Genomic DNA, 21,157 nt, shown 5'->3' on the forward strand with positions numbered 1-21,157 from the left:
AATCGCCCCCACTGAATGCTTAGAGCCGGGACGGCCGCCCGCCAGTGCCGCCACTCCGCCGCTCCGTTAAAGATGACCAAGGATTCTTCCCAGACCGCTCTGCTCTGGATCGTCGCCGCCGGCTTTTTCATGCAGTCGCTCGACACGACGATCGTCAACACCGCGCTACCTTCGATTGCGAACAGCCTGCACGTCGCGCCGCTCGCCATGCAGCCGATCGTGGTCGCCTACACGCTGACCATGGCGATGCTCACGCCCGCCTCCGGCTGGCTCGCCGACCGATTCGGCACGCGGCGCGTCTACTTCGCCGCCATTCTCGTGTTCGTGCTCGGCTCGATCTGCTGCGCGAGCGCCCATACGCTCGGCCAACTGGTGATGGCGCGCGTGCTGCAAGGCGTGGGTGGCTCGATGCTGCTGCCGATCGGGCGGCTCGCCGTCCTGCGTAGCGTTACGGGCGACCAGTATGTCGCGGCGCTCGCGTTCATTTCGGTTGCCGGACAGTTGGGGCCGATCGCCGGGCCGACGCTTGGCGGCTGGTTCGTTCAGGCGATCACGTGGCACTGGATTTTCCTGATCAACGTGCCGATCGGCGCCGTGGGACTGTACGCGGTGCAGCGCTTCTTGCCATCGCATGGCGAAGCAAAGGCGCCGCCGTTCGACTTCGTCGGCTGCGGGCTGCTCTCGCTGTGCATGATCGCCTTCTCCCTCGCCGTCGACGCGCCGGTGCCCACGCATCGGGCGGCATGGTCAGTGGCGCTGTTCGCGCTCGCCGCCGTGAGCGCGCTCGCCTACATTCCGCATGCAAGACACCGCGTCAATCCGCTCTTCAAGCTGTCGCTCTTTCGCGAGCCGAATTTCAGCGTCGGCCTGATCGGCAACCTGGTGTGCCGCATCGGTTCGAGCGCCGTGCCGTTTCTCGTGCCCTTGCTGCTGCAATTGCAACTGGGCTACTCGCCGCTTCATTCGGGCCTGATGATGCTGCCCGCCGCGTTGGCCGGCACTGTCGCCAAACGCTGGATCGCGCCGCTCGTGCGCCGCTATGGCTACGACACGTTTCTGCTCGTCAACACGATCATCGTCGGTTCGTCGATCGTTGCGTTCGCACTGATTACGCGCGGCACACCGCTCGTGGTCGAGATCGCGATTCTGGCCGTGTTCGGCGCGGCCAACTCCATGCAGTTCGCGGCGATGAACAGCGTGACGCTCAAAGGCCTCTCGCATGAAGATGCCGGCAGCGGCAACAGCCTCTTTTCGATGGTGCAGATGCTTGCCATCGGGCTGGGTGTATCGATCGGCGGCGGGTTGGTGAATCTCTTCTCGGTGCAGGTGGGATCGGCCGCGCTCGGCTTTCGCCTCGCCTTCGTGTGCGTCGGCGTGATCACGCTGGTGTCGGCGTGGGTGTTTCGCCACGTCGACGAAGCGCCTGCCTCGCGCGCGGTGCACGGGCAAGCGACACAGACCGCCGGCCGCTAACCCCGGCTTTGCCTTGCTTCAGTCCGGCAAGCGAATGCCGGAAAACACCTCGCACGCTTCGATCAAACGCTCCTGAACCGCAACGTCGCGCACCGCCGGGTGCGTCTCGCACGGCTTCATGTGATAGAAGTACGCGCCGCTGACGGTGGCCGCCGGTTCGTCGCTGGCGGCAAGCCATACCTGGGTTTTCGGAGCGGCCCGCAGATCGTCCGGTGCCCCCGGACCACCCATTTTCGTCGCCACCCAGCCCGGCTCCAGCGCGTTCGATAACACCTGCGGCCAACGTCGCGCGATCGCGAACGCCAGCGACGCATCATGCAGTTTCGAGTCCGAGTACGCCGCCGTGCCCCGCCAGGGGCGCTGCTCCCAGGCCAGATCGGCGAGGCTCGCGTCACCGCTGCGATGCAGGCCCGAACTCAGATAGACGAGCCGCTTCGGCTTCTCGATCAAGGCGGTCAAAACGTACGGCGCGAGCGTATTGACCGCGAACACGTGCGGCAAGCCGTCGACCGTGGGAATTCTGCGCGGCTCCTGATAGCCGACGGCCGCGTTGTGGATCACCGCGTCGAAGCGGCCTAGCCGATTGACCTGCTCCGCGAGCGCGACCGTAGCCGCGATGCTCGACAGGTCGCCGGCCAGCGCGGCTTCCGCTTGCGGCACGGCGTGCAACGCTTCGTCGGCACGCGCGGCGCTGCGCGCATGCAGCACCACCTGATGGCCGGCATCGACGAGCAGACGCGCGGCCATCTGACCGAGACCATCCGCGGAACCGGTAATAAAAATACGCGACATGGGGCGTTCTCCGTTATTCAGTTCAAATATGCCCGATGCATGACGAGAATCGCATGTCTTGGTGCTTCGAGCGAACGTCAGCAGATTAACGTCCGCCGCGCGATTGACGCGATAGCCTGGCTGTCATTCCACTCATGACATGACATCATTCGTCCGCCTTGCCTGGCGGCGTTTTCCCGGCGTCGGCACGTGATTTCAAACAGACTTTCGCGTTAGCATGTCACGCATTAATGAATAACAAAGGACTATCACATGCCATTTGACGAGCGCGTGCTGAACGGCATGGGCGTCTTGACGGCGATTGTCGATTGCGGCAGTTTTGCGGCGGCAGGCGTTGCGCTCGACATGTCGCAATCCGGGGTGAGCCGTTCGGTCGCGCGGCTCGAAGCGCGTCTCGGCATCCGGCTCTTTGACCGCACCACGCGCTCGGTTACGCTGACCGACGAAGGCCGGCGCTTCTATGAACAGATCGTGCCGCTGCTGGGTGGACTCGAAGAAGCCGCGGCTTGCGCCGCAGAGGGCGCGAGCGCCGTACGCGGACGTTTGCGCGTGAACATGGATCCGTTCTTTTCGCGCCTCGTGCTGGGGCCGCGGCTGGGCGGCTTTATCGACAAGCATCCCGATCTGCAGCTCGAACTGATCACCCGCGACCAGATGGGCGATCTGGTCGCCGACGGTTTCGATCTAGCGATCCGTTTCGGCGATCCGCCGGTGTCCACGCTGATCGCTCGCAAGCTGCTGGACACGCGGATTCTCACCGTGGCCGCGCCGCCGTATCTGAAGAAGCATGGACACCCGGTGAATCCGGCCGAGCTCGAAAACGGCAAGCACGTCTGCATCAAATTTCGCGACCCGCTCACGGGCTACCCGTTCAGTTGGGAATTTCATCGCGGCCGCAAGAAGATGGCGATCACGCCGCACGGCCGTTTGACCGTGAACGACGTGGGCACCTTGCATAGCGTCTGTACAGCGGGCCAAGGCGTCGCGCAGATTCTCTCGCTCGGCGCCGAGTCGTTGATGGCGAGCGGAAAACTCGTCGATCTATTTCCCGATTGGGGCGACGAGGTTTATCCGCTGTATGCGCTCTATCCTTCGCGGCATCATCCGCCAGCGAAGGTGCGGGCGTTTTACGATTTCATCGTGTCGCTCACCGGCGCCGCGCAGCGCGAACCGGCGGCTTGAGTCGGCGGTCCGCGACGTCAGCGCGCCGGCGAAAGGCGCTGCGCTGCGTCAGGAAATCGTGTAACGGTTTTGCGGGCCGCCGAGGTACAGGCCGCGCGCGAGCGTGAGGATCTGCTCGCGATGCCGGTCGAACGCGGCGAGCACGGCCGGTTCGTCCGAGCCCACGCTCGGGCTCAGATTCGAAATCACCGAACGGTTGACGGTAAAAGCGATTTCGCGCGCATTGTCGTAGCCCCAAAAATTGACGCAGTGGTGAGACGCGTCGTAGCTGCGGCTGGGATTCGGGAAGTTGAGGGACATTTCGTACTCCCGGGATATAGGATTCTCCTTCCACGGTGCGCTGAATGGGGGAACGGGTCAAGGGGTTTTTGCAGGCGGGCGGAGCCGGCTCGCCGTTGTCGGGTCACGGCGTGGTTTTCGAGTCCGGATCAGTCAATGATGTGCGAGAGACCGGATCAATACGCGAATCAAGAGCCCAGGTCTGCCGCTTGCTGCAAAGCTCGTGTCATCCAACCAGGAGAGCACCATGAGCCAGACCAAAGAACCCGCCAAGGGCAAGCCGGACGACATCGAACATCCGCAACCCGCCACGCATAGCGACAACGAAAAGAGCAAGCTGCCTGAACGCGACGATGAAGGACGCGATCAGTCACCCGCGGACCGTCCGGGCAAGAAACCCGGCGAGGGCGAGCCGTCGGTCAGTTGAAATATTAGAAGCCCATCCAGGAGCGGCTTTGCTGCATTTTCGCGGCGAAGCCGCATAAATTTTTCCCTTCCAACGACTTTCATAAGCCAAACATTTCTTCCTAATTTTTACCGATTATTTTTTCTGCATGATGGACTATTTTTCTGCTTGCAGCGACGTGTGCGCCAAGCGGACCAGCTGCCGCCCCTCAACAGATAACAAAGGCGACGCTCATGTCCATCTCCTCGACTCTCACCCACCGTCCCAGGGTCTCCATCTGTCTGCCGACCTGCGATCGTCCCGATCTGATCGCAACGTGCATCGATTCGTGCCTCGCGCAGAGCTACGACGACCTGGAGATCGTGATCGGCGACGACTCGAAGGACGCGCGCACCGAGCAGTTGATCGCGGCGCGTTACGCGCGGGAGCCACGCGTGCGCTATGCGAAGAATCAGCCGCCGCTCGGCCAGGCGCGCAATGTCGCGAGCCTGTTCCAACGCGCGAGCGGCGACAAGATCCTGCTGATCCACGACGACGACCTGCTCACTACGGACGGCGTCGAAAAGCTCGTGTCGCTATGGACGCATCACCCGCAACTCGATGCGGCATTCGGCGACCAGTACGAAGCCGATCACGGCGGCGCCATCGACTTCGAGGCGAGCGCGAACCTGAACGCCGCGTTTCGGCGTACGAAAGATGCCGAAGGCCTGCAGTCTCTGCCGGGCAGAACCGGCCTGATTCAGATGTTTCCGAACAACGGCTGGATGGCCAACGCCGCGCTCGTGAAACGGATCGGCTACAAGGAAGAATACGGCGTGTGCTGCGACTTCGTGTTCGGCACCGAACTTTGTCTCGCCGCGCGCGAGGTGTTCTATCTGCACGACTATGTCTCGGTGTATCGAAAGACGGCCAGCTCGATCTCGCATAGCACGCGCGGCACGGCGGTCGCGGCAACGGTCAGCGCGTATGCGTTCGTCAAGGCGTTGAGGCTGCCGGCGCAGCTCGAGCCGTCGCGCACGCTGGCGTTGCGCCGTCTCGCGCCGATCGTGGTGTCGGTTCATGCGAAGAATCGTCAGGCGCTCACCGGCTTCAAGGTCGCCCTCGCCCATCTGTACGCGTACAACTATGGCCTGAGGGCGCGCCTTTACTACCATCTTCTGTTGCTTGCGCGTGGTGCATTGAGCGCGCGTCAGCAGCCCGTCGCGGCGGCGGTTGCAGCGGTAGCGGCCGCGCCTGTCGTTGCCGCGGATCCGGCCGCCGTGGTGAAGGAGCTCGTCTCGGAACTGGTAAGCGATCATTCGGAACAAGTCTGACGTGGCAACGCCGGCGCTGAACGCCGGCAAGCCTTCGCGCAATAAGCGTGTTTTCTGCTATGCATCCTCTGCTAAGCAAACGCGGATTTGTTGCTTGGTCCGGCGCGGTGCGCTGATTACGATAAGGACGCCCCTTCACCAGCCCTGAGGTGATCCACCATGTCCGACAGTGCCTGTTTCAAGCCGCGTGTGATCGAACCGGTCGTCGTCAACCAGCCTGAAGGATTGGGCCTCGCGGTGGAGTTGTGGCTCGCGCAACCCGTCGATGGAATCGCGGGGCGAGCGCTGCAGATTCATTTACGCAGCGACGCGAAAATGGCGCAAGCCGAGACGCTGCGTGATCTGCTGCACGCATTGGGCACGGAGATCGTCGTGGCGTGAGCATGCGCCCTGCCCTCGCTGCACAGTGGGTTCGCATCGCCGGGGCCCATAAAAAAAGGCGGCCGGGATTGCCCCGGACCGCCGTTTTCAAGCAGCGCTGAAGTGCGCTTCTCGACGAGCCTCAAGACTCAAGGCTCGAGACGCAAATACCCTTCTTTCGACGGATCGCGCATCCGCAGCGCCACGAGGCCGGCAACCGCGCACAGCGCGGTGACGTACCAGTAGAACATCGACTCGTTGCCGACCGACTTCAGCCACAGCGCCACATACTCGGCCGAGCCGCCGAAGATCGCATTCGCCACCGCGTACGAGAGCCCCACGCCGAGCGCGCGCACTTCAGGCGGGAACATTTCCGCCTTGATCAGACCACTGATCGACGTGTAGAAACTGACGATCGCAAGCGCCACCACCACCAGACCGAAGGCCGCATACGGGCTCGTCACGTCCTTCAGCGCGTGCAGGAGCGGCACGGTGCCGATGGTCGCGAAGAAGCCGAAGAACAGCATGGAACGACGGCGGCCGATGCGGTCCGACAACGCGCCGAACGCCGGCTGTATCACCATGTAGACGAACAGCGCGGCGGTCATCACGTTGCTGGCCGTCTTCGCATGCATGCCGGCCGTGTTGACCAGGTACTTCTGCATGTAGGTGGTGAACGTGTAGAAAATCAGCGAGCCGCCGGCCGTGAAACCGAGCACCGTCATGAACGCGCCTTTGTGCAGCCACAGACCGCGCAGCGTGCCGGCCTCCTTGCGTTGACGCGTTTCGGCGGTAGTGGTTTCGTCGAGCGATTTACGCAGATACAGCGCGACCAATGCCGCGACCGCACCGATGGCGAACGGCACGCGCCAGCCCCATGCCTTCAGCTCTTCGGTGGAAAGCGTTTGTTGCAGCACCACCAGCACCAGCAACGCGCACAACTGGCCGCCGATCAGCGTGACGTACTGGAACGACGCGAAGAAACCGCGCCGGCCCTTGAGCGCGACCTCACTCATATAAGTCGCGCTGGTGCCGTACTCGCCGCCCACCGACAAGCCCTGGAACAACCGCGCGACCAGCAGCAGCGCCGGCGCCAGCGCGCCGATCTGTGCGTACGTGGGCAGCAAGGCGATCACGAGGGAACCGCCGCACATCATGAACACCGACACCATCATGGCCGTGCGGCGGCCGTGCTTGTCGGCGAGGCGGCCGAAGAACCAGCCGCCGATCGGGCGCATCAGGAAGCCGGCGGCGAACACGCCCGCCGTATTGAGCAGCTGCGTGGTGGTATTGCCGCTGGGGAAGAACGCCGGCGCGAAGTACAGCGCGCAGAACGAATACACGTAAAAGTCGAACCACTCGACGAGATTGCCCGATGAAGCGCCAACGATCGCGAAGATGCGGCGCCGTGTGTCGTGAGCCGAGGCCACAGTTTGGTCGGTTAGGTCGGTCATGCTGTTCTCTTTCCTTGTCTTTGAACGGAGGTAGCGGTCGTGGCGCCGCCTTCATCACCCGCGAACCGACATGCCGCAGAGGCAGTCGGCGCGTGCGTGCGCGAATTTTACAGAATCGCAAGGAGAAGATGGGGGTTTGTTAGGGGGCGCCAGACGGGGGGCATGTCGATGTTGCGGCGCGGCAGCGCTGATGTCTTGTCCTGATTGCGACTGCGCGGCCAAGAAAAAAGCCAGCTCGAAAGCTGGCTTTTTTGTCATTGTATCGATCGCGTTGCGTCGCAACCCGCCGATCACACTCTCACCGCGGGCGGTACATAGCGGCACTCATAACGCTTGCGGACCGTGCCATTCTCATCGACGCTTTCCAGATACACGTCGAACTGCCATAGCCGCGCCATGTGCTTGAGCACTTCTTCGCTATCGCCCGACAGATGCCGGTTGTCGCTCATGAAGTGCCGCAGCGTCAAACTCCGGTCGCCGCGCGTGTTCACCGCCCACACCTGAATATTCGGCTCGCGGTGATGCATGTCGTACTGGCGCGACAACGCCTGACGCACGTACTGATAGCCGCTGTCGTCATGAATCGCCGAGACTTCGAGCGCGTCGCGCATGTCGTCGTCGAGCACGGAGAAGAGGCGCATCTCACGGATCAGATGCGGCGACAGATACTGCGCGACGAAACTCTCGTCCTTGAAGTTACGCATCGCGTAGTGCATGGCCGGCAGCCACGGACTGCCCGCCAGCTCCGGGAACCACTTGCGGTCCTCGTCCGTTGGCGCCTCGCAGATGCGGCGAATGTCGCTCATCATCGAAAAACCGAGCGCGTACGGATTGATGCCGCTGTAGTACGGTTTCGTGACCGGCGGCTGGTAGACCACATTGCTGTGCGAATGGAGAAACTCCATCATGAAGCCGTCTTCCAGCTTGCCCTGGTTGTACATGGTGTTGAGCAAGGTGTAATGCCAGAACGTCGCCCAGCCCTCGTTCATCACCTGGGTCTGCCGTTGCGGATAAAAATACTGGCCGACCTTGCGCACGATGCGGATCACTTCCCGCTCCCACGGCTCCAGCAGCGGCGCGTTCTTCTCCGCGAAATACAGCAGGTTTTCCTGCGGCTCCGGTGGATAGCGCTCCTCGATTTCCTCCGGCAACGGCGTATGCCGGGTCGGCAAGGTGCGCCACAGTTCATTGACCTGCGACTGCAGATACGCTTCGCGTTCGCGGCGCGCCGCAAACTCCTTTTCCAGCGACAACTTCTGCGGACGCTTGTAACGGTCCACGCCGTAGTTCATCAACGCGTGGCACGAATCGAGCAATTCCTCGACCCGGTCGAGCCCGAAACGCTCCTCGCACTCCGCGATGTAATTCTTCGCGTAGACCAGATAGTCGATGATCGCGTGCGCATCCGTCCACAGCCGGAACAGATAGTTGCCCTTGAAGAACGAGTTGTGTCCATAGGCCGCGTGGGCGATGACGAGCGCCTGCATCGTCATCGTGTTCTCTTCCATCAGATACGCGATGCAGGGATTCGAATTGATGACGATCTCGTACGCCAGCCCCATCTGCCCGCGACGGTAGCTTTTTTCGGTGGAGAGAAAGTGTTTGCCGAACGACCAATGACGGTAGTTCACCGGCATGCCGACGGACGCGTACGCATCCATCATCTGTTCGGCGCTGATGAGTTCGAGCTGGATCGGATACACGTCGAGTTCATATTGCTCTGCAACACGGGCAATATGCGAGTCATACTCTTCGATCAATTCGAAGGTCCAGTCGGACGGGCACGGCAGAGGCCGTCTATCGGCTACGTTCATACGGACTTCCCTTTGCCCCTCAGTGGGCGTTCCGGTGTGTCCCCGTGCTGCAGCGGTGTCGACTGCTCCGGCTGCGGCGGCTCCCGTATCGTCCGCCTTCGCCTCGGCATGCCCCGACTGTTGCTGCTGCGGCACGCCTTTCCCGCGCTCCGGCTGGTAGCCTCGCGCTTCGTTGTGCAGGTGTTTTGTCATGAAGACGCCACCTGCTTCTCAAACAGCTCGCGAAATACCGGATAGATGTCGGCCGCGGTTTCGACCTTCTTCATCGCCATGTGCGGCTGGCTCAAGGCCAACTGCGCATATTCGAGCCACAGATTCTGCTCTTCCGGCGTCACCTGAATATACGCAAAATAGCGCACCTTCTCCAGAATGTCATCCGAGAGTATCTTGCGGCACTTCGGCGAGTCGTCGGTCCAGTTGTCGCCGTCCGACGCCTGAGCGCCGTAAATATTCCATTCAGTTGGCGAATAGCGCTCGTCCATTACCTTCTGCATCAGCTCCAGCGCGCTCGACACCACCGTGCCGCCGCTTTCGGTCGAGTGGAAGAACGTGTCTTCGTCGACCTCTTCAGCACGCGTATGGTGGCGGATGAACACCACTTCGATCTTCTCGTAGTTACGCTTGAGGAACAGATACAGCAGGATGAAGAAGCGCTTGGCGAGGTCCTTGCGCTGCTCGTCCATGGAGCCGGACACATCCATCAGACAGAACATGACCGCCTGGCTGGAAGGCGTGGGCTGCTTCACGCGATTCACGTAGCGCAGATCGAACGGATCGATGAACGGAATCCGCCAGATGCGCCCGCGCAAATGGTGAATCTCTTCTTCGAGCACTTTGATCTCTTCGCGACGATCGTCGGGATCGGCTTTCATCGTTTCCAGTTGCCGTTCCATCTCGTGCAACTGGTTGACGAGCGGCGCACCGAGCGCGATGCGGCGGCCGAGCGCGCTGCGCAACGAACGGACCACGTCGATGTTGTTCGGCGTGCCTTCCGCAGCCCAGCCCGCGCGGATGCTTTTCCACGTGGGCACGGCCATCAGATGGGTTTTGACGAGACGCGGCAGCTCGAGATCGTCGAAGAAATACTGCATGAATTCTTCGCGGCTCAGCTCGAACACGAAGTCGTCCTGGCCCTCGCCTTCGTTGCTGGCCTGGTTGCCCCCGCCTCCACCACCGCCGCCTTGCGGGCGCTGGATCTTGTCGCCACGGATGTAGTCGGAATTGCCCGGATGCACCATTTCCCGCTTGCCGCCGGGTCCATGCCGGAACGACGGTTCCGCAATGTCCTTGCGCGGGATGGTGATGCTCTGGGTGTTCTGAATGTCCTTGATGCTGCGATCGCGCACGGCTTCCGAAACGGCGCGACGAATATAGTTCTTAACGCGACGCAAAAAACGTTCGCGATTCGCAATGCTTTTGTTCTTGCCTGCTAACCTGCGGTCGATGATTTGATGAAGCACGCCCGGTCTCCCGTATCGATGGGCGTTCGCGCTTTAGCGCTTACGCCCATCCCATGCACCGCATGTCGATCAGAGTTGGCGCTTTAGCACTTACCCAGACCCCATGCAGCGGCACTAATTTCCGGTGCGCGAGACGCTTGCTGCTTAAGCCCACGCTATGTCCATGCAGCTTGCGCCTCGCAGGGTGCCCGCGCGGTCGGACCGCGCGGGCGGCACGCAATGCGCATCATGACGACTTGCGCACGCGCAGATACCAGTCACACAGCAAGCGCACCTGCTTCGGCGTATAGCCCTTCGTCACCATGCGATTGACGAAGTCTTCGTGCTTGCGTTGTTCCTCCGCCGAGCCCTTGGCGTTGAACGAGATCACCGGCAACAGCTCTTCCGTGTTCGAGAACATCTTCTTTTCGATCACGACGCGCAGCTTCTCGTAGCTGACCCAGGCGGGGTTCTTTCCGCCGTTGGCAGCACGCGCACGCAGCACGAAGTTCACGATCTCGTTGCGGAAGTCCTTCGGGTTGCTGATGCCCGCGGGTTTCTCGATCTTCTCCAGTTCGGCGTTCAGCGCCGCGCGATCGAAACTCTCGCCGGTGTCGTGATCGCGGAACTCCTGATCCTGAATCCAGAAGTCCGCGTACGTCACATAGCGATCGAAGATGTTCTGACCGTACTCGGAATACGACTCCAGATACGCGGTCTGAATTTCCTTGCCGATGAACTCCGCATAGCGCGAGGCGAGCACGTCCTTGATGAACGACAGATACTTCTGCTCGGTTTCTGGTGGGAACTGCTCGCGTTCGATCTGCTGTTCGAGCACGTACATCAGGTGCACCGGATTGGCCGCGACCTCGGTCGAGTCGAAGTTGAATACGCGCGACATGATCTTGAACGCGAAGCGGGTCGACACGCCGGTCATCCCTTCATCCACGCCCGCGAAATCGCGGTACTCCTGATACGACTTGGCCTTCGGATCGGTGTCCTTGAGATTTTCGCCGTCGTACACCTGCATCTTCGAGAACAGGCTCGAATTCTCCGGCTCCTGCAAACGCGTGAGCACCGACATCTGCGCCATCATCTTCAGCGTGCCCGGCGCGCACACCGCATTCGCCAGCGACGAATTACGCAGCAGCTTCTCGTAGATCTTGACCTCTTCACCGTAGCGCAGGCAGTACGGCACCTTCACCACGAAGATCCGGTCGAGCAGTGCTTCGTTGTTGCGGTTGTTGCGGAACGCCTTCCATTCGGACTCGTTCGAGTGAGCCAGAATCACGCCGTCGAAAGGGATCGCACCGAAGCCTTCCGTGCCCTTGAAGTTGCCTTCCTGGGTCGCAGTCAGGAGCGGGTGCAGGACCTTGATCGGCGCCTTGAACATTTCGACGAACTCGAGCAGGCCCTGATTCGCGAGACACAAGCCACCGGAGTAGCTGTATGCGTCCGCGTCGTCCTGTGCGTACTGTTCGAGTTTGCGGATGTCGACCTTACCGACCAGCGACGAAATGTCCTGATTGTTTTCGTCGCCCGGCTCGGTTTTGGCTATACCGATCTGGCGAAGGATCGACGGATAGCGGCGCACCACGCGGAACTTGCGGATGTCACCGTTGAATTCGTGCAGGCGCTTGACCGCCCACGGGCTTAGAATGCTTTTCAGGTAGCGGCGTGGAATGCCGTATTGTTCTTCGAGAATCGGGCCGTCTTCCTCGTAATCAAACAGACCGAGGGGCGACTCGTTCACGGGCGAGCCCTTGATCGAGTAGAACGGCACGCGTTCCATAAGCTGCTTCAGACGTTCCGCAATCGACGATTTACCGCCGCCGACCGGGCCCAACAGATACAGAATCTGCTTCTTTTCTTCGAGCCCCTGGGCCGAGTGCCGGAAGTAGGCGACCACCTGCTCGATCACCTCCTCCATTCCGTAGAACTCACGGAATGCGGGGTATACCTTGATGACCTTGTTCGCGAAGATGCGCGACATGCGCGGATCGTTACGAGTGTCGATCTGTTCCGGCTCCCCGATCGCCGTCAACATGCGTTCGCCAGCCGTGGCGTACGCGGCGGGATTGTCTTTGCAGAGCGCGAGATACTCCTCGAGCGAGAGCTCATCTTCTCGCGTTTTCTCGAAGCGGGTCGCGAAACTGCTGTAGATATCCATGCTACCTCCTCGCCGAAGTCTAGACCGATGTCGTGCGCGGCGCGCTATTCGGAAACGACATCGCTCGAATTCATCCTAAACCCTTTTAAATTTTTTTTCACGAACTACGTTGCGAAAATCGCGCCGCATTCGCCTCCCGACATTCCTCACTTGGAAACAAAGTTTCGACCACCTACAATCTTGCACTCATATCGCAGCGATTGCAGTCATACGTCCCTGCCTTTTGCACTGCTGCCCTGACGCCTCATCAGCACTCTACTGCAGTGCTGCTCAGTGTTCCTCTCTTCCTGTCCTGCAATACTCTCTTGCGTAAAGCCGTTACGTTCATCGAACGATCCCACTGCTGTACCGGACGGCATGTCTGCACACGCACACTTTGTTGCTGAAAAGCGCTGACGTCTGCCTGCTTTCTGTGTCCGTCACCTTTTTCCTCAACGCGCGACCCAAGCGTTCGGTCTACAGCGACACATGCCTGTTACATGTTCGTGCGCGATGCACGCGCGGTTTCACACATAAGCAAAGTCCGTGCAGCTTCATGCGGTTCGTCAAGCCACGAACGTTTTTGTTCCGTCATTAGCAAGCGTGTCATGCATCGTCGTGAGCGACACGCAGGCATTAACCGCGTCGTGAGCATGGTTAGCCGCATGTATAACTGAATGACGACAACGCCATGCATCGCTCAATAGGTGTATACGGCAAAGCCGCCGGTACAGATGCGAGCAATGTAAAACGGCCACCCGCAGGCAGCCGTTTGAATGAAGCTTCGTAATACGCTGTTACAAGCGCGCGGCCTCTCAGGTCAGTTCAATCTCCACTTCCCCAAGGCCGTCGATGTGTCCGCGCACGATGCCCGCTTTATCCAGCCTGTGTGCGCCGACGTACGAACCGGTGGTGATAGTCCACTCGGGTTCGATGGTGATACCCATGGCGGCGCAATGGTTGACGAACCAGACCAGCAGTTCGCGCGGGTCGCCGGCCGGATTGCCGGTGGCTTCCGGCAGCAGCGAGGCGCCGTCGAAGCTCAGTTCCAGTTCGGGTGAAACGAAATCGAAGCCGCGCGCGAGACCCGCATAAGCGACCGGATGGCCCGTGATCAACGCGCCGTTGTTCTGCGCATCGGCCAGTTGCGCGAGCGGCGCGACATTCGGCCACTCGGCGAAGCGGCTATCGACGATCTCGATGGCCGGCAATACGACGCCGACCTTCGAGAGCACTTCGTCGCGCGCATAGGCCCGGCCGCGCGGTTCGATCGCCTCGGCGAAGCGAAAGGCGATTTCCAGCTCGACCAGCACGCGGAAGAAACCGTCATGCGCGACGCGCGCCGGCGAGCGCAGCACCAGCGAGGCCGGGATCGGCGCGCCCGCGGCGGCGCCGCCGGGCGCTTTGGCACCGATCTTCCAGGCGCCCGTCGAGTCGCCGAGACCTGCGATGACCGCCTGCTGGATCGCATACGCGGTCGCCGCATCGGGCGGCAGGCTGTCGGGTGCGGGCGCATCGATCGGGCGATGCTGCCGGCGTGCTTCGACGAGGCGGTTCGCGAGGTCGTATGGCGTCATGTCGGTCCTTTGTGGCTGGCGCATTGAGCGGTTGGTTGTGGCGTGCTGGTGGGTGGTGGCCGTGCTTTGGGGCATGCGTTGCTGCGATCGAAGGCGGCGGAACCACGCTCGTGGGCTAACGGGCCGCGTCGGCGATTGCCGCACCATGGCGGATAGCGTCCCCCAAGGGGAGTTGCTTCGGCGCGTCCGTCAATGTACCGGATCACGACGCTTGCCAGGGGACCGACTGCGGTCGCAAACGTTACTTAATGCGCACACCATAAAAAAAGACCGCGAATGCGTGCGCAATCGAGGTCTTTTTGAAGCGAGGCCGTCATCTTCTCGCGGCGCCTACCCATCTAATGGGATTGGCTGCGGCGCCGGGAATGAATGTTGCAACTGACTTCCGCTCAGAACGTTTCCCAATCCTGATCGCTGCCGGCGCTAGCGGTCGCTATCGCTTTAGCAGGCGCGCGTGCCGCTGCGGCAACGGGCTGTGCCGTCGCGGCCGGCGCCTTCGTCGCGGCTGCGGCTTGCGCGGCGGGTTGCGCAGCACGAGCGTGCGCGACCTTGCGTGCGACCACCGTACGCGGCGGCGTAGCCGCGCGCTTCGGCGGCGCGCTCACGGGCGCCTTGTAACCGCCTTCTTCGAGTTGGAACACGGCTACCGCGGTACGCAGTTTGCCGGCCTGGTCTTCGAGCGACGACGCTGCCGCCGCCGCTTCTTCGACCAGTGCGGCGTTTTGCTGCGTGACTTCGTCCATCTGCGTAACAGCGCGCGCAACCTGATCGATACCGCTGCTCTGCTCTTCCGACGCCGCGGCGATTTCGCCCATGATGTCGGTCACGCGCTGCACCGCGCCGATGATCTCGGTCATGGTGCGGCCGGCTTCGTCGACCAGCGCCGAGCCCGACTGCACGCGCTCCACCGAGGTGTCGATCAGTTCCTTGATTTCCTTCGCCGCCGCCGACGAGCGCTGCGCGAGGCTGCGCACTTCACCGGCCACGACCGCGAAACCGCGTCCTTCTTCGCCGGCTCGCGCCGCTTCCACGGCCGCATTCAAGGCGAGGATGTTGGTCTGGAACGCAATCCCTTCGATGATCGAAATAATGTCGGCGATCCTGGCCGAGCTTTGATTGATGTCGCCCATCGTGCCGACCACCTGGCCGACCACCGCGCTGCCCTTATTGGCGATCTCCGACGCATTGGCCGCCAGCGAGCTCGCCTGGCGGGCATTGTCGGCGTTCTGCTTGACCGTGCCGGTCAGCTCTTCCATGCTCGACGCGGTTTCCTGCAGCGCGGAAGCCTGCTCTTCGGTACGCGAGGACAGGTCGATATTGCCGGCCGCGATCTGGCGCGTAGCCGTCGCAATCGATTCGCTGCCGCTGCGCACGGTACGCACCGTTTCGGTGAGACTGTGCTGCATTTTGGCGATGCCTTCGAGCAACTGCCCCATTTCGTCGCGCGATGTCACGACGACCGGGCGGCGTAAATCGCCGGCCGAGATCGCGTCGAAATGTTCGAGGGCGGCATCGAGCGGCCGGGCGATGGCGCGGCTAAGCGTCAGGTACGAAATCGCCGCAGCCAGCACGCCGATCAGCAAGGCGCCCACGCTGACCATGCGGAACACATCGAAGCTGCCTTGCGCGGCGTCGTAGCCCTCTTTCGCCGAGGTGAACTGGTATTTGCGCAGCGCGTCGTCGGCATTGGCGAGGTCGTTGTAGGCCACTTGCAGACGCTTGGCGCCCTCGACCAGCTTGGGCGGTTCGTTCGCGACGACGATCGCCGCAAAGGTGTCCATCTGCTGATGCAGCGCGTCGCGTTTGGCGACGACGTCCTGCGCGAGGCGGTCTTCATCCGGGTCGCGCGGCAGGTCCATGTACTGTTTCCACCACGTGTCGGAGGTGGCGCGCATGCCGCGCGCGCGCTCGAGCGTCGGTGTCGCTTCCGGCGTGCCGATCATGAACGCCGCACGGTCGAGCGCCAGCCGCTCACGCGCCGCGAACAGCTCGGCGTTGCCGATATTGACCGCGCTCGGCATGGCGTTGGTGAAGGTGTCCTTATAGGCGTCGTTCGAACGGCCCATGCCGAACAAACCGAAGACGCCGATGGCGACGAGCAGCGCGGCGAGAAAAGCCATCGTGAGGCCTATCCGCGCCTTGATCGTAATGCCTTTGTTCAACATGCTTGTTCCTGTGCTTTACAAAATGAGAGGCTGCGTACGCAGCGCGGTTTGGCGTGTGGCGTCTGCGTAATGGCGCTTTTTCGATACGTCGCTCTAATAGTCCTGTTTACGGCCTGCTGACCGCGTACTTGAAGGATTTATATGGTATGAGGAAAGGCGCTGTAAGCAACCGGAATAAATTACAAGATGCTGACAGGCGGCGGATTTGCGGGCCGGTGATGCGGAACGGGCGTGCCGGTGCCTGGAGATGGAAGTGAGAGACCGCACGACATTGCGACCGCTGGGAATGTGCTGACGGCGTCGCGCCACAGGTGTTGGATACCCGACGACAGCGAGCGCGCCGCACGGCTGAATTTGATCGTCTGCGTTCTTGCTGCGACGAGAGCAAGCGTTGCACCACAACGCTATTGAGCGTTAGGACATGCGCGCGATTTCAGCGCCCCGCTCGACAACGCCTGCCAGATCTGAAGAAATGTTCAACGCCGCTGCGGGCGAGAATCGAAGGCTACGTGTTACGCCAAGCAAATCGCCCAATGACGCGCGCGGCCGCGCCGCTAGCCACAAATGCGCGTATGTATCAGCGCATCGAATCCAATCACGCCGCCAGATCGCGCTTGGCCGCGCCGGCCCATGTCGCGGTGGACTCGCGCACGATCAGCCGCGGCGACACCACGCGCCGGCGCCCCGGCGCGCGCGGCGTGCCCGACGACGTGCCGGCAATCCGTTCGATCAGCGTCTGCGCAGCCATATCGCCGAGCGCGCGCACTGATTGCCCGACGGTCGAGAGGGCCGGATAGGTGAAACGCCCCAGCTCGATATCGTCGAAACCGATGATCGAGCAGTCGCGCGGCACGCTGATATTGCGTTCCGCGGCGGCGCGCAATGCGCCGATGCCCATCATGTCGTTGCCGGCAAAAATCGCCGACGGTTTGACCGTGTCGAACAGTTGCGCGGCCGCACGGTGGCCGCCGGTGCCCGAAAAATCGCTTTCCACGATCGCATCGGGCGGAATCTCGATGCCGCGCTCCGTCATCGCGCGGATAAAGCCGTGCACGCGCATCGCGCTGACCGCCGTCTGAACCGGCCCGGTGATGCAGCCGATCCGCACGTGCCCCAGTTCGAGCAGATGCCGGGTCGCGAGATATGCGCCCTTCTCGTGATCGATCTGCACCAGATCCGCGTTCAGCCCTTCGATATTGCGATCCAGAATGACCAGCGGCTCGTGCGAGTCAGCGAGCGTTTGCGCGAGCACGGCGTCGTCGCCAGCGGAAGCGACGATCAGGCCGTCGATCCGCTTTTCCTGCAGCACGCGCAGATAGTTACGCTGCTTGGCCGGATCGTCGTCGGAATTGCAGAAAAACACGCAGTAGCCGTTACGCGAGCAACCGTCCTCGATGCCGCGCGCCAGTTCCGCGAAATACGGGTTCGTGGTGTTGGGCACGACCAGCCCGATCGTCGCGGTCGCCCGTGCCTTCAGTGAGCGGGCCACCGCCGACGGAACATAGTGGAGCTGACGGATCGCGTGTTCGACCTTCGCGCGCACGTCCGCCGACACCGGCCGCGAGTTGTTCACCACGTGCGATACCGTCGTGAACGACACGCCTGCCACAGCCGCTACATCCTTGATCGTCGCCATAACCTGTTGCTCTCCCGCCAGTTTTACCCGCCGGCCGCGCCATCTGGCGACCCACCGGACGTCTTCATCGAAGACAGACCAAACCCATGAATTCTTACGCTTTACCGCTCATGACGCCGCAACCGCCCTGGTTGCGTTACTCTGCCGGCTTGCGGTGCCGGCCACCGCTCAGGCGCGCTTGCGGCGGCTGCGATACGTATCCAGCACCACCGCCACCACGATCACCGCGCCGGTGATCATGCGCTTGGTCGGCTCGTTCGCGCCAATCTGCGCGAGGCCGGCCGCCAGCACTGAAATGATCAATACGCCGAAAAAGGTACTGATCACCGAGCCGCGCCCGCCCATCAGGCTGGTGCCGCCTATCACCACGGCCGCGATCACCTGCAGTTCCAGGCCGACACCCGCGTTCGGATCGGCCGCTTCCAGACGCGATATCTGGAACAGCGCGGCCAGCCCCGAGAGCGCGCCCATCAGCGCGAACACGATGACCTTGTACGGACGCGGATTGACGCCCGCGAGCCGCACCGCTTCCTCGTTGGTGCCAATGCCGACCAGATAGCGGCCGAACACCGTGCGCGTGAGCACCAGCTGCGCGATCACCATCACCGCCACCGCGATCAGGAACGCCGGCGAGATGCCGACCGCGATCGGGTTCGACAGGAAGTCGAACGCGTCGCCGATATAGGCGGTGCGCGAATTCGTCATCTGATACGCCATGCCGCGCGCCGCTTCGAGCACGCCGAGCGAGACGATGAACGACGGAATCCGCCAGCCCACCGTCACCGCGCCGGTGATGGTGCCGGTCAGCGCCGCCGCGGCGACGCCGAGCAGCGCCGACGGCAACGGCCCCCAGCCCCACTTCAGTGCGGCCACGCTCACCACCGACGCGCCCAGCGCCAGCACCGATCCCACCGACAGATCGATCCCGGCGATGATCAGCACGAAGGTCATCCCGACCGACATCACCACCAGATCGGGAATCTGATTGGCGATCGTGCTGAACGTGTCGTACGTCAAAAAGTGCGAACTCAGCAGCGAGAACAGCACGATCATCGCCAGCAACGCGCCGGCGAGCCCGAGATAATTCGAAAAGCCCAGCCGCGTGCCGGCCGGTTTGCCGCTCGCGAGCGGCGCCGACGGATCGGCCGGCGGCGCGACTGTGCCGGTGCCGCTGCCCGTTCCCGGCTTGTCGCCCGATGCTTCCCGCAACGGTTGATCGTTCATGACAGACTCCCTGCTTCGCTGGTGTCGGGGGCGGCGTGCAGCAACGCTTCGCGGCTGCGGTAACCGGCGAAAGCCGCGGCCAGCAACGCATCCTGCGACCAGTTATCGCGCTCGAACACACCCGTCATGCTGCCCGCTGACATCACGCCGATCCGGTCGCAGATCAGCATGAGCTCACGCAGGTCGCTCGACACCACGACGAGCGCGCGCCCTTCACGGGCCAGAGCACCCATCAGGCCATAAATGTCGAACTTCGCGCCGACGTCGATGCCGCGCGTAGGTTCGTCGAATAACAGTACGCGGCAGTCGCGCGCCAGCCAGCGGCCGATCACGACCTTCTGCTGGTTACCGCCCGACAGCTCGCCGACAATCTGCCCCGGCCCGGACGTGCGAATCCGCATCGCTGCGATCTGCGTCTGCGCGAGCGCATTCTCCCGCTTCCCATCGACGATGCCGTGCCGCGCCACGCTGCCGATATTGCCAAGCGACACATTGGCCGCGATCGGCTGCGGCAGCAGAAGCCCTTCGCCTTTACGGTCCTCGGTGATCAGCGCGATGCCCGCGCGCACCGCGTCCGAGGGCGACGCGATCTGCACCGGCGTGGGCGGCGCGCCCGGCGTTTGCGCCAGCAAGACGGCGCCGCCGTCCTTCGGATCGGCGCCGTAAATCAGCCGCATCAGCTCCGTACGGCCCGCGCCGATCAGGCCGCTGATGCCGAAAATCTCGCCCGCGCGCACTTCGAACGACACCTCGCGCACCACCTTGCCGCGCGTGAGCCGGTCCACCTTCAACAGCGGCGCGCCGATGTTGCGCACGCCCAGATCGATCCGCTCGCCGAGTTCACGGCCGACCATCCATGTGACGATTTCGTCGCTGGTCAGGTTGGCCATCGCGTCGACATGCACTAGCCGCCCGTCGCGCAGGACCGCGATCTGCTCGGCCACCCGCGCGAGTTCCTCGAGCCGGTGCGAGATGTAGACGAGCGCCACGCCGCGCGCCTTCAGCCGGTCGATCTGTTCGAACAGCAGATCGACTTCGCGCGCGGTCAGCATCGCGGTCGGCTCGTCGAGGATCAGCACGCGGCAGTCGTCGATCAGATTGCGGGCGATTTCCACCATCTGCTGATGGCCGATGCCGAGCTCGCCGACCAGCGTGTCCGGATCGATCGCGTCGAGGCCAACCTGCGCCATGGCGTGACGCGCATCCTCGCGCAGCTTGCGCCGGTCGATCCAGCCAAAGCTGAACGCGCCCATCCGCGGCAAGCGGTTCAGGAACAGATTTTCGGCCACCGACAAGGTCGGCAGCAGATTCAGCTCCTGCATCACCATGCGCACGCCGAGCGCCTCGGCTTCGGTGCGGCTCGCCGGCGCATAAGGCGCGCCGCCGAGCTGCATCGTGCCGGTGGTCGGGTCGACCAGCCCGCCGATGATTTTGGACAGCGTACTCTTGCCTGCGCCATTCTCGCCCGTCAGCGCCAATACCTCGCCGGCGCGCAGCGACAGCGAAATGTCGGCGAGCACCGGTTCGGCGTAGGTCTTGCCGATGCCGCTGACAGACAGGACGGCAGGCACGGCGTCGTGATCGGTTGAGTCCATCGCAATCCTGGTTCCGTGGCGCCGGGCCGTGGCCTCATGCGATTCGCTCGCTTGAAGTTGCGGCCCGTGCGCCCCGTGTCATGCCGGCCCAATGCGCGGAATGCGCAGGCGCTAAAAGCCACGCACCCTCCCGTCGCGCGGCACCGTCATGACGCTTACCTCTGGAATTAACGGCGGCGCGGCAGGTTTCTTGAGCGTTTATTGAATACACGCGGGTTTGCGAGCGTATGTCATGCATTGAGCACGAAACGACGCCGGCGCAAACCCGCGTACCCGACTTACCCCGGGCTGACCGGGCG

General features: G+C 62.6%; 16 protein-coding genes. 5 read left to right on the plus strand and 11 right to left on the minus strand.

Features of this window, described 5'->3' with window-relative positions; genetic code table 11:
• The first annotated feature begins 72 nt into the window (after positions 1-72).
• Positions 73-1,473 (plus strand): DHA2 family efflux MFS transporter permease subunit, encoded by a 1,401-nt coding sequence (locus tag P0D80_RS32320; RefSeq protein ID WP_408290010.1) that lies wholly within the window; start codon positions 73-75, stop codon positions 1,471-1,473.
• 18 nt (positions 1,474-1,491) lie between these two features.
• Here the strand turns inward: P0D80_RS32320 and P0D80_RS32325 are convergent, their stop codons facing one another.
• Complete coding sequence (locus P0D80_RS32325) at positions 1,492-2,265, minus strand: SDR family NAD(P)-dependent oxidoreductase (protein WP_408290012.1); 774 nt, start codon at positions 2,263-2,265, stop codon at positions 1,492-1,494.
• 252 nt (positions 2,266-2,517) lie between these two features.
• Between P0D80_RS32325 and P0D80_RS32330 the strand changes: the two genes are divergently transcribed.
• Positions 2,518-3,447, plus strand: a complete 930-nt coding sequence (locus P0D80_RS32330; RefSeq protein ID WP_408290014.1) for a LysR family transcriptional regulator — start codon at positions 2,518-2,520, stop codon at positions 3,445-3,447.
• 48 nt (positions 3,448-3,495) lie between these two features.
• On the opposite strand, the gene P0D80_RS32335 is transcribed toward P0D80_RS32330, so the two are convergent.
• A complete protein-coding gene (locus P0D80_RS32335; RefSeq protein WP_132374246.1) occupies positions 3,496-3,747 on the minus strand; it encodes a DUF1488 family protein in 252 nt (83 codons plus the stop codon).
• Positions 3,748-3,973: 226 nt separating this feature from the next.
• On the opposite strand from P0D80_RS32335, the gene P0D80_RS32340 reads away from it, so the two are divergent.
• The 3 genes from P0D80_RS32340 to P0D80_RS32350 all read left to right on the plus strand — a co-directional run bounded on the left by P0D80_RS32340 (position 3,974) and on the right by P0D80_RS32350 (position 5,826).
• Positions 3,974-4,153, plus strand: a complete 180-nt coding sequence (locus P0D80_RS32340) for a hypothetical protein (RefSeq protein ID WP_132374245.1) — start codon at positions 3,974-3,976, stop codon at positions 4,151-4,153.
• Between the two features lie 212 nt (positions 4,154-4,365).
• Positions 4,366-5,445: a glycosyltransferase family 2 protein gene (locus P0D80_RS32345; protein WP_408290017.1), complete on the plus strand. Its 1,080-nt coding sequence runs from the start codon at positions 4,366-4,368 to the stop codon at positions 5,443-5,445.
• Between the two features lie 159 nt (positions 5,446-5,604).
• Entirely contained in the window at positions 5,605-5,826 is a 222-nt protein-coding gene (locus P0D80_RS32350; protein ID WP_012433250.1) for a hypothetical protein, read from the plus strand.
• A 128-nt stretch (positions 5,827-5,954) separates the two neighbouring features.
• Here P0D80_RS32350 and P0D80_RS32355 read toward each other — a convergent pair whose 3' ends face one another.
• The 9 genes from P0D80_RS32355 to P0D80_RS32395 all read right to left on the minus strand — a co-directional run bounded on the left by P0D80_RS32355 (position 5,955) and on the right by P0D80_RS32395 (position 20,858).
• Positions 5,955-7,259, minus strand: coding sequence for an MFS family transporter (locus tag P0D80_RS32355; RefSeq protein WP_408290019.1), 1,305 nt, complete (start codon positions 7,257-7,259; stop codon positions 5,955-5,957).
• A gap of 290 nt (positions 7,260-7,549) precedes the next feature.
• Positions 7,550-9,265, minus strand: coding sequence for a SpoVR family protein (locus P0D80_RS32360; RefSeq protein ID WP_207915627.1), 1,716 nt, complete (start codon positions 9,263-9,265; stop codon positions 7,550-7,552).
• Positions 9,262-10,533, minus strand: coding sequence for a YeaH/YhbH family protein (locus tag P0D80_RS32365; RefSeq protein WP_132374242.1), 1,272 nt, complete (start codon positions 10,531-10,533; stop codon positions 9,262-9,264). The genes P0D80_RS32360 and P0D80_RS32365 overlap by 4 nt, the downstream gene beginning before the upstream one ends.
• Before the next feature lie 226 nt (positions 10,534-10,759).
• Positions 10,760-12,682: a PrkA family serine protein kinase gene (locus tag P0D80_RS32370; RefSeq protein WP_132374241.1), complete on the minus strand. Its 1,923-nt coding sequence runs from the start codon at positions 12,680-12,682 to the stop codon at positions 10,760-10,762.
• A 794-nt stretch (positions 12,683-13,476) separates the two neighbouring features.
• The gene (locus P0D80_RS32375; RefSeq protein ID WP_132374239.1) at positions 13,477-14,238 is read right to left on the minus strand and encodes a hydratase; all 762 of its coding nucleotides are present in this window, start codon (positions 14,236-14,238) and stop codon (positions 13,477-13,479) included.
• 389 nt (positions 14,239-14,627) lie between these two features.
• Positions 14,628-16,403 (minus strand): methyl-accepting chemotaxis protein, encoded by a 1,776-nt coding sequence (locus tag P0D80_RS32380; RefSeq protein WP_408180753.1) that lies wholly within the window; start codon positions 16,401-16,403, stop codon positions 14,628-14,630.
• A gap of 595 nt (positions 16,404-16,998) precedes the next feature.
• Entirely contained in the window at positions 16,999-18,039 is a 1,041-nt protein-coding gene (locus P0D80_RS32385) for a LacI family DNA-binding transcriptional regulator (protein WP_408180754.1), read from the minus strand.
• A 168-nt stretch (positions 18,040-18,207) separates the two neighbouring features.
• Positions 18,208-19,263, minus strand: a complete 1,056-nt coding sequence (locus P0D80_RS32390; RefSeq protein WP_132374236.1) for an ABC transporter permease — start codon at positions 19,261-19,263, stop codon at positions 18,208-18,210.
• Positions 19,260-20,858, minus strand: coding sequence for a sugar ABC transporter ATP-binding protein (locus P0D80_RS32395; RefSeq protein ID WP_408290023.1), 1,599 nt, complete (start codon positions 20,856-20,858; stop codon positions 19,260-19,262). Before P0D80_RS32395 ends, P0D80_RS32390 begins: the two co-directional genes overlap by 4 nt.
• Between the last annotated feature and the right edge of the window lie 299 nt (positions 20,859-21,157).

Origin of the sequence: Paraburkholderia sp. RL17-373-BIF-A, assembly GCF_046030175.1 — a bacterium.
Classification (GTDB): domain Bacteria; phylum Pseudomonadota; class Gammaproteobacteria; order Burkholderiales; family Burkholderiaceae; genus Paraburkholderia.

Excerpts from the sequence above, each read along its gene's own strand:
- P0D80_RS32320 (WP_408290010.1), top strand. The coding sequence starts at position 73 with ATGACCAAGGATTCTTCCCAGACCGCTCTGCTCTGGATCGTCGCCGCC.
- P0D80_RS32325 (WP_408290012.1), bottom strand. The coding sequence starts at position 2,265 with ATGTCGCGTATTTTTATTACCGGTTCCGCGGATGGTCTCGGTCAGATG.
- P0D80_RS32330 (WP_408290014.1), top strand. The coding sequence starts at position 2,518 with ATGCCATTTGACGAGCGCGTGCTGAACGGCATGGGCGTCTTGACGGCG.
- P0D80_RS32335 (WP_132374246.1), bottom strand. The coding sequence starts at position 3,747 with ATGTCCCTCAACTTCCCGAATCCCAGCCGCAGCTACGACGCGTCTCAC.
- P0D80_RS32340 (WP_132374245.1), top strand. The coding sequence starts at position 3,974 with ATGAGCCAGACCAAAGAACCCGCCAAGGGCAAGCCGGACGACATCGAA.
- P0D80_RS32345 (WP_408290017.1), top strand. The coding sequence starts at position 4,366 with ATGTCCATCTCCTCGACTCTCACCCACCGTCCCAGGGTCTCCATCTGT.
- P0D80_RS32350 (WP_012433250.1), top strand. The coding sequence starts at position 5,605 with ATGTCCGACAGTGCCTGTTTCAAGCCGCGTGTGATCGAACCGGTCGTC.
- P0D80_RS32355 (WP_408290019.1), bottom strand. The coding sequence starts at position 7,259 with ATGACCGACCTAACCGACCAAACTGTGGCCTCGGCTCACGACACACGG.
- P0D80_RS32360 (WP_207915627.1), bottom strand. The coding sequence starts at position 9,265 with ATGACAAAACACCTGCACAACGAAGCGCGAGGCTACCAGCCGGAGCGC.
- P0D80_RS32370 (WP_132374241.1), bottom strand. The coding sequence starts at position 12,682 with ATGGATATCTACAGCAGTTTCGCGACCCGCTTCGAGAAAACGCGAGAA.
- P0D80_RS32375 (WP_132374239.1), bottom strand. The coding sequence starts at position 14,238 with ATGACGCCATACGACCTCGCGAACCGCCTCGTCGAAGCACGCCGGCAG.
- P0D80_RS32380 (WP_408180753.1), bottom strand. The coding sequence starts at position 16,403 with ATGTTGAACAAAGGCATTACGATCAAGGCGCGGATAGGCCTCACGATG.
- P0D80_RS32385 (WP_408180754.1), bottom strand. The coding sequence starts at position 18,039 with ATGGCGACGATCAAGGATGTAGCGGCTGTGGCAGGCGTGTCGTTCACG.
- P0D80_RS32390 (WP_132374236.1), bottom strand. The coding sequence starts at position 19,263 with ATGAACGATCAACCGTTGCGGGAAGCATCGGGCGACAAGCCGGGAACG.
- P0D80_RS32395 (WP_408290023.1), bottom strand. The coding sequence starts at position 20,858 with ATGGACTCAACCGATCACGACGCCGTGCCTGCCGTCCTGTCTGTCAGC.